The sequence below is a fragment of the Kosakonia sp. R1.Fl genome (genome assembly GCF_023516815.1).
Lineage (GTDB): Bacteria > Pseudomonadota > Gammaproteobacteria > Enterobacterales > Enterobacteriaceae > Kosakonia.
Genome location: NZ_JAMGSQ010000001.1, coordinates 2,098,656 through 2,113,082, shown reverse-complemented (window position 1 = coordinate 2,113,082; position 14,427 = coordinate 2,098,656). Strand labels below are relative to the sequence as shown.

Below are 14,427 nucleotides of genomic sequence, written 5' to 3'. Positions count from 1 at the left end.
AGCGAACCTGCTGGCGCGTTGCTTAGCGCTGCGCCAGCCTGGTTATAACGGGTTCATTCGCCGGCGGGAAATCGTCCGCATTCAGCTTATCCTGCGCTATCCACTCGCCTGGCTGTCCCTCTTTACCCCAGGGCTGCCCTTCCCAGCGCTCTACCAGCCAAAACCACAACGTGATATGGCGATCCGGGAACTGATATTCCAGCTTATCAAACAGTACCGCTTCAACAGGCGTTATCCCTACTTCTTCCTGTAATTCGCGGATCATAGCTTGCTCCGGTGTTTCACCGGCTTCAATCTTTCCGCCCGGGAATTCCAGTTTATTTGCCATATGCGCATCGGCGGCTCGGCGGGTAATAAAAATTTCTCCTTGTGGATTACGGATGATCCCTACGGCGATGTTGAGTATTTTCATTCTGCAGATCCCATAAAAAAGGCGCAGATATCTGCGCCTTAGTAATTATTATCAACGAGTTATGCCAGACGACCGTGGCACTGTTTGTATTTCTTACCGGAACCACATGGGCATGGATCGTTGCGTCCTACTTTACGTTCTCCAGTTTGTGCGGCAAGTTCTGCCGCAGCGGCAGAGTCGTCATCCTGGTGGCTAAGTTGCTGCATCTGCGCCAGACGCTCAGCTTCCTGACGGCGCTGCTGCTCCATCTCTTCCACTTCTTCCGGCATACGCACCTGAACCTTACTCAGCGTGCTGATGACTTCGTATTTCAGCGACTCCAGCATCGCAGCAAACATGGCGAAAGATTCACGCTTATATTCCTGCTTCGGATCTTTTTGCGCATAACCACGCAGGTGGATACCCTGACGCAGATAATCCATCGCTGCCAGGTGCTCTTTCCACAGAGAATCGAGCGTTTGCAGCATTACGCCTTTTTCGAAGTGACGCATCATCTCCGCGCCAACAACTTCCTCTTTGCGCTGATAGGTTTCTACCGCACTTTGCAGAATACGTTCACGCAACGTTTCTTCATGCAGATCCGGCTCTTTGTCCAGCCATTCTGCAATCGGCAAGTCGAGGTCGAAGTCGTTTTTCAGGCGTTCCTGTAGACCCGGGACATCCCACATCTCTTCCAGCGACTGCGGCGGAATATGGCCGTCAATAGTCGCTTTAAAGACATCTTCACGAATGCTGGTAATCGTTTCGCTAACATCAGATACGTCCAGCAATTCGTTACGCTGGGTGTAAATCGCGCGGCGCTGATCGTTGGCCACATCATCGTATTCCAGCAGTTGCTTACGAATATCAAAGTTGCGGCTTTCCACTTTACGCTGGGCGTTGGCGATAGCTTTGGTGACCCACGGGTGTTCAATTGCTTCGCCCGGTTTCATCCCCAGCTTACGCATCATGCCGGAAACGCGGTCGGAGGCGAAAATACGCATCAGCGCATCTTCCATGGAGAGGTAGAAACGGGAGGAACCCGCATCACCCTGACGACCGGAACGACCACGCAACTGGTTATCGATGCGGCGTGATTCATGACGCTCAGTACCGATAATGTGCAGGCCGCCTGCCGCCAGTACTGCGTCGTGACGCACCTGCCAGTCGGCTTTCACTTTGGCGATCTGCTCAGGCGTTGGATCTTCGATCTCAGCCAGTTCAGCCTGCCAGCTACCGCCCAGCACGATATCCGTACCACGACCCGCCATGTTCGTCGCAATGGTCACCGCACCGGTGTAACCCGCTTGCGCCACGATGTCGGCTTCTTTGGCGTGGAATTTGGCGTTCAGAACATTGTGCTTAATGCCCGCTTTTGTCAGCTCATTGGACACAACTTCTGATTTTTCGATAGAGATCGTCCCCACCAGCACTGGCTGACCTTTAGCCGTACGCTCTTTAATGTCTTCGATAATCGCCTGAATTTTTTCCGCTTCGGTCATATAGACCAGATCCGGCATATCTTTACGGATCATTGGGCGGTTAGTCGGAACGACAACGGTATCCAGTTTATAGATTGAACTGAATTCGAACGCTTCGGTATCCGCAGTACCGGTCATCCCGGCGAGTTTTTCATACAGGCGGAAATAGTTCTGGAAGGTAATGGAGGCCAGAGTCTGGTTTTCATTCTGGATTTCCACGCCTTCTTTGGCTTCAACGGCCTGATGCAGACCATCGGACCAGCGACGTCCCTGCATGGTACGCCCGGTATGTTCGTCAACGATGATGACTTCGCCATCTTTCACGATGTAGTCCACATCGCGGGTAAACAGCACGTGCGCACGCAGAGCGGCAGTGACGTGGTGCATCAGCATGATATTCGCTGGAGAGTAGAGCGACTCGCCCTCTTCCATAATGCCTTCTTTCACCAGCAGCTCTTCAATCAGCACCAGACCACGCTCGGTCAGGGTAACCTGACGCGCTTTCTCGTCTACCGAGAAGTGGCCTTCACCCTGGAAAGTGTCAGAATCTTCTTTCTCCTGACGAATCAGATGCGGGATGATTTTGTTCACTTTTTTATACAAATCGGAGCTGTCTTCCGCCGGACCAGAGATAATCAGCGGAGTACGCGCTTCATCGATCAGGATGGAGTCGACCTCATCCACCAGTGCGTAGTGCAGTTTACGTTGCACGCGCTCTTCAGGGCTGAACGCCATGTTATCGCGCAGGTAATCGAAGCCGTATTCGTTGTTTGTACCGTAAGTAATGTCAGCGGCGTAGGCTTCGCGCTTAGCGACAGACGGCATGCCCGGCAGGTTGATGCCAACGCTCAGACCGAGGAATTCAAATAGCGGACGGTTGTTTTCGGCGTCACGTTGCGCCAGATAATCGTTCACCGTTACGACGTGCACACCTTTACCGCTCAGGGCGTTCAGGTAGGCTGGCAATGTTGCGGTTAACGTTTTCCCTTCACCGGTACGCATCTCTGCGATACAGCGATCGTTAAGCACCATACCGCCCAGCAGTTGCACGTCGAAATGGCGCATGCCAAACACACGTTTACTCGCTTCTCGCACGACGGCGAACGCTTCTGGCAGCAGGCTATCTACGCTTTCGCCTTTTTCCAGACGCGCGCGAAACTCAGCAGTTTTACCTTTCAGCTCGTCATCGCTGAGCTGCTCCATGGCCGGTTCCATGGCGTTAATCTGGGCAACAGTTTTACGCATGCGACGCAGCGTACGATCGTTACGACTACCGAATACTTTAGTTAACAAATTGGTAAGCATAATAAAAATCTCAAGCGCCCCGTTTTACGGAGCTAAAAAATGGATAAAAAGACTCGTTTTTTAGCTGAGACGCTGAGGCCCGGCGCGGATACCTTGTACCTGGCTTATCCAGGTGGAAACGCGAAACGCGGTATGCGGTACGAAGGTGGTTTGGGCAGCAAGACGAACAATTGCTGGCGGCTTGCTTTCCAGCGTCAGCAGCGCGCTGAGCGTGTCCAGCAAAGCAAGATGGTGTGCCTGAATCGGCAACGGCTCTTCCGTTGCCACCGGCAGCGCTTGCGGTGCCATGGCGAACGAAAGGTGGCGAATAACGGTGCGAATGGCATGTTGATGCCAGTAGTCGACGGTGAAGTTCGGGCGGCGTTTGGCTTCCAGCAAGGCAAAGCTGCTGAAATTGACCGCGCTGGCGTTATCGTGATTGCGGGTCGTTTCGCGTGCTGGCTGAGCGGTTTCTGTATTGCAGGCAAGCGCAGGCAAACCAAAACTCGCCGCGACCATCCCTAATAAGAGATGCGGCCAGAAATAGCGTCTGCCAAATTGTCGCCAGCGCGTCAGTATTCCGCTCACTTGCTCCACCCTAAAATAACGCCTGTCTCAAAATGCGTCAGTGTATGTCGTTTTGCGCCCCAAATCTTACCACTAAAGCCACTACGCCACAGCAGTATTCGGGCGTTGCAAGGTAGAAAACTGGACAGGAAAGCAGCAGTCGCACTAGAAAAAGCGGGAAGATAGGGTTTTGAATTGGATCTGCACACTGGCGTTTTTGATGAAATGCACAAATAAAAACGACTGGTTTCCCTGACCGGAGAGAGTGCCAGGTTAACCAGTCGATTTAGAGGTTATGGCGTTATGCCAGAACCATTGACGGGGCTTTGAATGCCAGCGGCAGTTCTGCTTCGTCTTCGAAAGTCACATATTCCCAGGCTTCCTGTTTCGCCAGAACAGCCTGCAACAATTTATTATTCAACGCATGACCGGATTTATAAGCGGTAAATGCACCAATAATATTGTGACCACACATGAACAGATCGCCAATTGCATCCAGCATTTTGTGACGAACAAATTCATCTTCGAAACGCAGGCCGTCTTCGTTCAGTACGCGATAATCATCAACAACGATGGCACAATCGAAGCTACCGCCCAGGCACAGTCCGCGAGACTGGAGGTATTCGATATCACGCATGAAACCGAAGGTACGCGCACGACTAATCTGGCGCATAAACGCATCGGCAGAGAAGTTCATTGCATAACGTTGCGTACTGGCATCAATTGCCGGGTGGTTAAAATCGATGGTGAAGTCGAGTGTAAAACCGTTATGCGGTTTGAACTCAGCCCATTTGTCACCGTCTTCAACGCGCACCGTTTCTTTGATGCGAACAAATTTTTTGGCGCTGTTCAGCTCTTCGAGCCCTGCATCCAGCAACAGGTAAACGAATGGTGCTGCACTGCCATCCATAATCGGAATTTCCGGTGCGTCAACTTCGACAATGATATTGTCGATGCCTAAGCCCGCCAGAGCAGCATTTAAATGCTCAACGGTTGAAATCCGCACGTCATGCTCGTTGACCAGACAAGTACAGAGCATTGTATCACGCACAGATTTAGCATCAGCCGGGAAGTCTACCGGTGGATTTAAGTCAGTGCGACGATAGATGACCCCGGTATTTGCCGGCGCAGGGCGCAACGTCAGTGTGACTTTCTTGCCGGTATGTAAACCGACACCAGTCGCCTGAACGATACGTTTAAGTGTCCTTTGTTTGATCATCGTATAATCTCGCCTAATTACCAATCCATCCAGATTGTATAACACAATCGGACGGCCAGTTTAGCACAAAGAGCGACGAAGCCCAACTTCCAGCAAATTCTTAATCTGCTTGTTTACGCAGAAACGCTGGAATATCAAGATAATCAGGCTCTTTAGTGGTCTGCGGCGTATTGTCGTTAACCACTTTCGCTGGTTTCTGCTCCTGCTGCATCGGCTGCATGCCGTGCTGCTGATAGCGATCCATTACCGGTTGCTGCGCTTGTTTATTGGTGACCAGGGTAATTTCCGGACGTTTATCCATACCGATACCGGTCGCAACAACAGTGACACGCAGTTCGTCGTTCATATCCGGGTCAAGGGAAGTACCGATAACCACGGTTGCGTTATCCGATGCAAACGCACGGATAGTGTTACCCACAGTCTCGAACTCATCCAGACGCAGGTCAAAGCCCGCCGTAATGTTAACCAGCACGCCACGCGCACCAGACAGATCGATATCTTCCAGCAGCGGGCTGGAAATAGCCATTTCGGCCGCTTCTTCCGCGCGATCTTCGCCGCTGGCAACGCCAGAACCCATCATCGCGTAGCCCATTTCGGACATCACGGTGCGCACGTCAGCAAAGTCGACGTTCATCAGACCCGGGCGGGTAATCAGTTCGGCAATACCCTGCACTGCGCCTTTCAGCACATCGTTCGCCGCGCCAAATGCATCCAGCAGCGAAATACCACGACCCAGCACTTTCAGCAGCTTGTCGTTAGGGATGGTGATCAGCGAGTCCACATGCTTGGACAGCTCAGTAATCCCCTGCTCCGCAAATGCCATACGCTTCTTGCCTTCAAAATTGAAAGGCTTAGTCACGACAGCAACGGTCAGGATACCCAGATCTTTTGCAACTTCAGCCACTACAGGTGCCGCACCGGTACCTGTACCGCCGCCCATTCCCGCTGCGATAAAGACCATGTCAGCACCTTCCAGCGCAGCGCGCAGCGCTTCACGATCCTCTTCCGCCGCGTTACGGCCAACTTCAGGGTTTGCTCCAGCGCCCAGACCTTTGGTGATACCACCACCGATCTGAATGGTTTGCCCCACCGCTGTTTTACGCAACGCCTGAGCGTCGGTATTCACCGCGAAGAACTCAACCCCTTCAATGCGCTCGCGCACCATATGCTCTACGGCGTTACCGCCGCCGCCACCGACGCCGATGACTTTAATCACCGCGTCGTTGGTTAATTCCATCGGTTCAAACATAATCTCTCTCCGTTGTGCCTGTCGCCTGAAACCGCTAATTCTCTACGGTCTCTGAAAAAAATTAAAACTCTTTTCGCAGCCAGCTGTTGATTCTTTTGAACCACGAACCTACTGACACGCGTTTTTCAACTTCTGCTTCACCACTTAAATGGGTCTCTTTCCCGTAGTGCAGCAGCCCCACCGCCGTTGAATAATACGGCTCCTGGGCGTAATCCGTTAAGCCAGTAATATTGAGCGGCGCACCAATACGCACCTGCGTATGGAACACGCGCTGCGCGCAGGCCGCCAGGCCTTCCATTTGCGCAGCACCGCCAGTCAACACAATCCCCGCCGCCAGATGATGCTTCACACCTTGTTGGCGAAGCTGTTCCTGTAACTGCAAAATTTCGTCGTTCACCAAGTTGAGCAGCTCGGTGTAGCGCGGCTCTATTACGTCTGCCAGCGTCTGGCGCTGCAGGCTACGTGGCGGACGGCCGCCGACACTCGGCACCTCAACGCTCTCGTCTTTGCCAACCAGCGAACCCAGTGCACAACCGTGGCGAACTTTAATGGCCTCTGCATCGCTCGGCGGTGTACCAAAGGCATAGGCAATATCGCTGGTTACTACGTTCCCGGCATAAGGGATAACTTTGGTATGACGCAGCGCACCGCCGGTATAAACCGCCATATCCATTGTACCACCGCCGATGTCGACAACGCAGACACCCAGCTCACGTTCATCTTCAGTCAGTACAGAGTAGCTGGAAGCCAGTCCGGCAAAAATAAGTTGGTCAACTTTCAAACCACATCGTTCAACGGCTTTAACGATGTTTTTCGCCATGTCGTTATGGCAAGTAATCAAATGCACTTTCGCCTGCATGCGTACGCCAGACAGACCTACCGGATTTTTGATCCCTTCCTGGTAGTCGATAGCGTACTCCTGCGGAATCACATGTAAAACACGGTGTTCATCGCGCACACGTACCGATTTAGCCGTATGCACCACGTTTTCCACATCTTCCTGCGTAACCTCTTCTTCCGAAATTGGCACCATACCAATCTCGTTCTGACAGCTAATATGCTTCCCCGAGAGCGCAAGGTAGACCGATGAAATCTGGCAATCGGCCATTAATTCGGCCTGATCGATAGCGCGCTGAACGCATTTCACCACCGATTCCAGATCGTTCACTCCGCCTTTATCCATCCCACGAGACGGACAACTGCCTACGCCAATGATATTCACAATACCGTCGGGCAGAACTTCCCCTACTAAAGCGGCGACCTTCGCGGTGCCAATCTCCAGTCCTACTACCAGTTTTCTGTCCGTCGCCTTGATCATTGTTGCTCTGCCTGTGCCTGATTCTGTTGTGCCTGATTTTGCTGCTGATTCGGTTCCTGAACAGGGGCCGCTTTCCAGCCTACGGCCGCACCTGAGTCATAGCGTAAATCCACGTAGCTAATCTCTTTGCCATCCGTTTGCGCCTGCTGCTGGAGAACCGGGTAGAGTTCTACAAAGCGCGCCAGACGTTTCATCGTATCGCCACGGCCCAGATTAAGCTTGATATCATTGCTGAGCGTCACTTGCCACGAACGCCGCGCGGTCATCGCCGCCTCTTTTAACGTGAATTTATCCTTTGCCAGCACTTGCCCCATATCACGGTAGCCTTGTAATACTTCGCTTTCGCTCCCTTCAGGGCCGTACAACATCGGTAAAATCTGTTTACTGGTTCGTTCGGCCGGCACGCTAAATGCGTTACCGTCCACATCGACCATATGCTGATCATTCCACCGCGCAATGGGCACATATTCAACCAGATGAATCTTCAATTCGTCTGGCCACTGTTTTCTGACGCTCGCCTGCTTGATCCAGGGCAGACGTTCTATCTGGCTTTGAATGATGTTAACGTCCTGCGTCATAAACGTGCCGGGCGCGCCCAACGCCAAAATAGACTGGCGAATATCATCGTTGCGGGTGTAATGACGATCGCCTGTCAACACCAGCTTTGATAACGGCAAACGCTGTGCGTCGTCCATCCAACCCAGTACCACCCAGCCACTCACCAACACAGTGCACAGCACCGTCAGCAGGAATACGATACCTGCAAGACGCGTTCCATTGTTGCGGCGGGAGATTTTGACAGCCTCCGCTTCGCGGTTTCGCGTGTTCAGCGCAGCCTGTGACATATCACTCCGCCAATTCCAGGATACGAACAACTAACTGGGAAAAGCTCAACCCTGCCTGACGTGCCGCCATCGGCACCAGGCTGTGGCTGGTCATTCCTGGCGAGGTATTCGCTTCCAGCAAATAAAATTGTCCATCGCTGTCCAGCATGACATCAATACGGCCCCAACCACGGCAGCCTAAAACTTGCCAGGCTTCACGCGCCAGGACATGTAATGCTGCTTCATCGTCGACTTCCAGACCTGATGGGCAAAAATACTTCGTCTCATCAGAGAGATATTTCGCCTCATAATCATAGAAGATTCCCGCCGGTTGAATACGAATCGACGGTAAAATTTCATTTCCAAGCAGGGCGACGGTAAATTCAGGCCCACTGAGCCATTTTTCAATCAGAACTTCATCATCATGTTGAAATGCAAGCGCTAATGCAGCATGCAATTCTTCACTTTTATCGACCTTTGACATCCCGACGCTTGAGCCTTCGCGGCTGGGCTTGACAATAACAGGTAACCCCAGCACCTCAATGCGTTGAATATCAATAGTTTTCAGGCCTGATTCAAATTCGCTGCGCGTCAGTGCCACCCAAGGCGCAACGGGCAACCCTGCTCCCTGCCACAGCAGCTTGCTGCGCCCTTTATCCATCGAAATCGCCGAGGCCATCACACCGCTTCCGGTATAAGGAATATCGATTAATTCCAGCAGCCCCTGCAGGGTGCCATCTTCACCACCGCGACCATGCAAGGCGATAAACGCTTTACTGAAACCCATCTCTTTCAGGCGGGTGACATCCACATCGCGCGGATCCACACCATGCGCATCAACGCCGCCTTCACGCAAACCTGCCAGCACCGCTGCACCGGAATTAAGCGAAACGTCACGCTCGGCGGAGGTTCCGCCCAGCAGAACCGCTACTTTCTCAGCCACGGCGCTCCTCCTCCACAGTCTGCGGTTTCAGTTTGCTCTCGGCCAGGCTGCGCGCAATCTTACCGACGTTACCGGCCCCCTGGATCAGGATCAGATCGTTGCCGGTCAGCACCGGTGCCAGCATCGCGGCAACCTGCGCCGGATCGGACACCAGAATCGGATCGATCTTGCCGCGCCCGCGAATAGTGCGGCACAGAGAACGGCTATCTGCGCCCGGGATCGCCGCTTCACCCGCCGGATAAACTTCCAGCATCAGCAGTGAATCCACCTGGGTCAGCACATTGGCGAAATCGTCATACAGATCACGAGTACGCGTGTAACGGTGCGGCTGAAACAACATCACCAGGTTTTTATCCGGCCAGCCCGCACGCGCCGCTTTGATAGTGGCATCCACTTCTGTCGGGTGGTGACCATAATCGTCAACGAGCATCGCGGTACCGGTTTTACCGTTTACCTCTTGCAACGGATATTCACCGAGGAAGTCGAAACGGCGGCCTGTACCCTGGAAGCTTTCCAGCGCGCGCAGGATCGCGTCATCTTCGATCCCCTCTTCCGTCGCGACCGCAACAGCCGCCGCCGCGTTTAACGCGTTATGGCGACCTGGCGCATTCAGCGTCACGCGCAGTTCCGGTTTATCCTGACGCACCAGCGTAAAGTGCCCCTGCGGCCCAACCTGACGGTAGTTTTCCACGCGAACATCCGCATCATCACTAAAACCGTAGGTGGTAATCTGGCGACCTACGCGCGGCAACAGCTCACGAATCACCGGATCGTCGACGCACATCACCGCACGGCCATAGAACGGCAAGTTGTGCAGGAAGTTGATAAAAGTCGTTTTTAAATTTTCGAAGTCGCCCTGGTAAGTATCCATATGGTCAGCTTCGATATTGGTGACAATCGCCACCATTGGCTGCAGATGCAGGAACGAGGCATCGCTCTCGTCCGCTTCAGCAATCAGGTAACGGCTGTGCCCCAGGCGCGCATGCACTCCAGCGGCTTTAACCAGGCCACCATTAACAAAAGTCGGATCCAGCCCGGCTTCTGCATAAATACTTGCCACCATCGCGGTGGTGGTCGTTTTGCCGTGCGTACCGGCAATGGCAATGCCGTGGCGAAAACGCATTAATTCCGCCAGCATCTCTGCACGGCGGATCACCGGAATGCGCGCTTCATGCGCCGCTACGATTTCCGGGTTATCGGCAGAGATCGCGCTGGAAACCACCACAACGCTCGCATCGCTTACGTTTTCCGGGCGGTGGTTGAAATAAATCGTGGCGCCAAGCGACGTCAATTGCTGCGTAACCGGATTAGGCGCCAAATCGGAGCCGCTAATCTGGTAGCCTTCGTTGGCCAGCACTTCGGCAATACCGCCCATGCCAGCACCGCCAATGCCGACAAAGTGAATGTGCCGGACGCGACGCATCTCGGGCACGATTGAACGCAGTTTCGCCAGTTCTTGTGTATTCATTCTCTAAACGCCATCGACTACTTAAATTTGCGCGACGCAAAAGGCGTCGCCAGTATTTATGCCTGAGCTGCCAGGCTCACTTCGTTTGCCACCCGTTCGGTAGCATCGGGGATGGCTGCCGCGCGCGCGCGTTCGGCCATCTCCAGTAATGCTTCGCGGTTCCAGCCCGCGAGCGTTGCAGCCACCGCATCTACGGTAAATTGCGGTTGCTCCAGAATCTTTGCCGCGCCCGCTTTTTCCAGCGGCAAGGCATTCCAGTACTGCTGCCGGTCTTTGTGCTGGAACGGTACAAACAGCGCCGGTAAACCTGCTGCGGCGATCTCACTAACCGTCAACGCCCCAGAGCGGCACACCACCACATCCGCCCACGCATAGGCTTGTGCCATATCGTCAATAAACTCAGTAACTTTATGCTGAGGTTCGCCAGCGCTTGCATAGGCTCGCTCAACCTCCTGCTGGGCACCCTTCCCGCTCTGATGCCAGATAGTGACCGCCGCCCCTAACTTTGCCGCAACCTGCGGCATCGTCTGGTTAAGTACGCGCGCGCCTTGCGAACCACCAACAACCAGCACCCGCACCGGGCCTTCACGACCGGGCAAACGTTGCTGCGGCAGCGGCAGAGCCAACACATCGACACGCACCGGGTTCCCCACCACTTCCGCTGTCGGGAAAGCACCCGGAAACGCCTGCATCACTTTGGTGGCGATTTTCGCCAGCCATTTGTTGGTCAAACCGGCAATGCCGTTTTGCTCATGCAGCACCACCGGAATGCCGAGCGACCAGGCTGCAAGCCCACCGGGGCCGGAAACATAGCCGCCCATCCCCAGAACCACATCAGGCTTAAAGCGCTGCATAATCGCACGCGCCTGACGCCAGGCATTGAAGATACGCACCGGTGCCAGCAGCTGCGCCTTAATACCTTTGCCGCGCAGACCAGAGATGCGGATGAAATCGATCTCAATGCCGTGTTTCGGCACCAGGTCAGCCTCCATGCGATCGGCGGTTCCGAGCCAGCGTACTTGCCAGCCCTGATCCATCAAATGGTGCGCGACCGCAAGACCGGGGAATACATGCCCGCCGGTACCGCCCGCCATCACCATTAACCGCTTTGGTTGACCACTCATCACACACCTCGTGTAAACGCCTGGGCTTTCTCCAGACGCGTTTCATAATCTATGCGTAGCAGCAGCGTAATCGCCACTGACATAATTAATAAACTGGAACCACCGTAACTGATAAGCGGCAGCGTTAACCCTTTGGTCGGCAACATACCCGCCGCCGCACCAACGTTAACCAGCGCCTGAAAGCTAAACCAGATACCTATTGAGCAGGCCAGAAAACCAGAAAAACGATGATCGATTTCCAGCGCTTTACGCCCGATAGACATGGCGCGGAAAGCGACGAAGAATACCATTAAAAGTGCCACTACCACACCGATATAACCGAGTTCTTCGCCGATAATGGAGAAGATAAAGTCGGTGTGCGCTTCCGGCAGATACTCCAGTTTCTGAATCGAATTACCTAAACCCTGTCCCCACAATTCACCGCGGCCAAACGCCATTAACGACTGGGTAAGCTGATAACCGCTACCAAAGGGATCTTCCCACGGGTTCCAGAACGACGTTACGCGGCGAATACGATAGGGTTCGGCAAGGATCAGCAGTACTACCGCTGAAATCCCCATCCCGATAATGGCGATGAACTGCCACAATTTCGCCCCCGCCAGGAACAGCATCGCCAGCGTGGTGATAAACAGTACAACCACCGTACCCAGGTCCGGCTGCGCCAGCAGCAACACCGCCAGCACCAGGATCACACCCATCGGTTTTAAGAAGCCGCGCAGGTTGTTTCGTACTTCGTCTACTTTGCGCACCAGGTAGTTCGCCAGATAGCAGAACAGCGACAGCTTGGTGAACTCCGCTGGCTGGAAACGCATCAGCCCGAGATCAATCCAGCGCGATGCCCCGTTGATCGAACTCCCCACAACCAGCACCACCAGCAGCATGATGATCGCGGCGATCAGCATTGCTGAGCTGTATTTTTGCCAGAAATCCATTGGCAGCCGCAATGTCACCATCGACATACAAAACGCCAGGAACAGATACAGCGCGTGACGCTTGGCAAAGAAGAACGGATCGTCCGTCAGGCGCTGCCCAACAGGCATCGACGCCGACGTCACCATGATGAAGCCGATTGCCGCAAGGCCCAGCGTCAGCCACAGCAGCGTACGGTCATACATGACCAGGCTATCAGTGTCCTTCTGTCGCGAGCCCATGACCCAGCCTTTTAACGCCGTAAACAACCAGGCCAGGATACTCAATCCTGGCAGGCGCGGCATTCTTGGGCGGGGGAGCGTTAAACGCATCAGCCTAACTCCTGCGCCAGACGGGTAAAGACATCGCCCCGTTGTTCGAAATTCTTAAACTGATCAAGGCTCGCGCAAGCGGGTGACAACAGCACCATATCGCCCGGCTGTACACGTGGCGCGATGAGCCGCATGGCCTGATCCATTGTCTCGGTTTGATCCGCGATTTCCGGGCGCAGCGCCGCCAGCTCCGCGCCGTCACGGCCGAAGCAGTAAAGACGGATACGATCGCCGCTCAGATAACGCTTCAACGGGGAGAAATCTGCCGATTTCCCGTCACCGCCGAGCAGCAAATGCAGCGTACCGTCGACATGCAGGCCGTTCAGCGCCGCTTCGGTACTACCGACATTCGTTGCTTTCGAATCGTTGATCCAGCGCACGCCGTTATGCTCCAGCGCCAGCTGGAAGCGGTGCGCCAGTCCGGTAAACGTCGTCAGCGCTTTCAGACTGCTGGCGCGCGGTAAACCGACGGCATCCGCCAACGCCAGCGCTGCCAGCGCGTTGGTGTAGTTGTGCTGGCCGCTCAGTTTCATCTCAGCCACATTCAGCACTTTCTCACCTTTCACGCGCAGCCAGGTTTCACCCTGTTGGCGGTTTAAGTGGTAATCGCCGACATCAACGCCAAAACTGACACAACGTTCATCCGCGCCGCGTACCGGCATCGTCAACGCATCATCAGCATTCACGACACACACTTTCGCGTTTTCATAGACGCGCAGCTTGGCAGCACGATATTGCTGCAACCCAAACGGATAGCGATCCATATGATCTTCCGTGACGTTCAGGATGGTAGCCGCCGCCGCATGCAGGTTGGAGGTCGTTTCCAGCTGGAAGCTGGAAAGCTCCAGCACATAAAGTTCGCGCGCATCGTCGAGGAGCATCAACGCTGGCAGACCGATATTTCCGCCGACCCCGACGTTCACTCCGGCAGCTTCAGCCATCTCCCCGACCAGCTTGGTCACGGTACTTTTGCCGTTGGAACCAGTAATCGCGATAACCGGTACCTGCGCTTCACGGCAAAACAGCTCGATATCGCCAACAATCTCAACGCCAGCATCTGCCGCCGCGCTCAAAGAAGGATGCGCCAGCGCGATGCCTGGGCTTGCAACAACCAGATCGGCGGCCAGCAACCAGTCATCGTTAAGACTACCAAGATGGCGCTCCACCGCCTCCGGCAGCTTGTCCAGCCCCGGCGGAGAAACGCGCGTATCCATCACTCGCGGTGTGACGCCGCGTGCGAGGAAAAAGTCCACGCAGGAAAGGCCTGTGAGACCCAAACCGATGATGACGACTTTTTTACCCTGGTAATCAGCCATGA

The 14,427-nt window shown here is 54.3% G+C and carries 12 protein-coding genes; all 12 read right to left on the bottom strand.

Translation table 11 applies throughout. The features are described 5' to 3' along the window. Positions 1-22 precede the first annotated feature (22 nt). Positions 23-412: an 8-oxo-dGTP diphosphatase MutT gene (mutT, locus tag M8Q36_RS09810; protein ID WP_249880755.1), complete on the bottom strand. Its 390-nt coding sequence runs from the start codon at positions 410-412 to the stop codon at positions 23-25. 59 nt (positions 413-471) lie between these two features. Beyond that, entirely contained in the window at positions 472-3,177 is a 2,706-nt protein-coding gene (secA, locus tag M8Q36_RS09805) for a preprotein translocase subunit SecA (protein WP_249880754.1), read from the bottom strand. A gap of 60 nt (positions 3,178-3,237) precedes the next feature. After that, positions 3,238-3,744, bottom strand: a complete 507-nt coding sequence (gene secM, locus M8Q36_RS09800; RefSeq protein ID WP_249880753.1) for a secA translation cis-regulator SecM — start codon at positions 3,742-3,744, stop codon at positions 3,238-3,240. Positions 3,745-4,024: 280 nt separating this feature from the next. Continuing rightward, complete coding sequence (lpxC, locus tag M8Q36_RS09795) at positions 4,025-4,942, bottom strand: UDP-3-O-acyl-N-acetylglucosamine deacetylase (protein WP_020456551.1); 918 nt, start codon at positions 4,940-4,942, stop codon at positions 4,025-4,027. A gap of 100 nt (positions 4,943-5,042) precedes the next feature. After that, the gene (gene ftsZ / locus M8Q36_RS09790) at positions 5,043-6,191 is read right to left on the bottom strand and encodes a cell division protein FtsZ (RefSeq protein WP_007373153.1); all 1,149 of its coding nucleotides are present in this window, start codon (positions 6,189-6,191) and stop codon (positions 5,043-5,045) included. Positions 6,192-6,252: 61 nt separating this feature from the next. Continuing rightward, positions 6,253-7,509 (bottom strand): cell division protein FtsA, encoded by a 1,257-nt coding sequence (gene ftsA, locus M8Q36_RS09785; protein ID WP_017457932.1) that lies wholly within the window; start codon positions 7,507-7,509, stop codon positions 6,253-6,255. Then, on the bottom strand, positions 7,506-8,354 hold the full coding sequence (ftsQ, locus tag M8Q36_RS09780; RefSeq protein ID WP_065369301.1) for a cell division protein FtsQ: 849 nt from the start codon (positions 8,352-8,354) through the stop codon (positions 7,506-7,508). Before ftsQ ends, ftsA begins: the two co-directional genes overlap by 4 nt. 1 nt (position 8,355) lies before the next feature. Next, complete coding sequence (locus tag M8Q36_RS09775; RefSeq protein ID WP_249880752.1) at positions 8,356-9,276, bottom strand: D-alanine--D-alanine ligase; 921 nt, start codon at positions 9,274-9,276, stop codon at positions 8,356-8,358. Continuing rightward, entirely contained in the window at positions 9,269-10,744 is a 1,476-nt protein-coding gene (gene murC, locus M8Q36_RS09770; RefSeq protein ID WP_249880751.1) for a UDP-N-acetylmuramate--L-alanine ligase, read from the bottom strand. The genes M8Q36_RS09775 and murC overlap by 8 nt, the downstream gene beginning before the upstream one ends. Positions 10,745-10,800: 56 nt before the next feature. Beyond that, a complete protein-coding gene (murG, locus tag M8Q36_RS09765; protein ID WP_017457928.1) occupies positions 10,801-11,868 on the bottom strand; it encodes an undecaprenyldiphospho-muramoylpentapeptide beta-N-acetylglucosaminyltransferase in 1,068 nt (355 codons plus the stop codon). Continuing rightward, complete coding sequence (gene ftsW / locus M8Q36_RS09760; RefSeq protein WP_020456546.1) at positions 11,868-13,109, bottom strand: cell division protein FtsW; 1,242 nt, start codon at positions 13,107-13,109, stop codon at positions 11,868-11,870. The genes murG and ftsW overlap by 1 nt, the downstream gene beginning before the upstream one ends. Continuing rightward, positions 13,109-14,425, bottom strand: coding sequence for a UDP-N-acetylmuramoyl-L-alanine--D-glutamate ligase (gene murD, locus M8Q36_RS09755; protein ID WP_249880750.1), 1,317 nt, complete (start codon positions 14,423-14,425; stop codon positions 13,109-13,111). The genes ftsW and murD overlap by 1 nt, the downstream gene beginning before the upstream one ends. Positions 14,426-14,427: the final 2 nt, after the last annotated feature.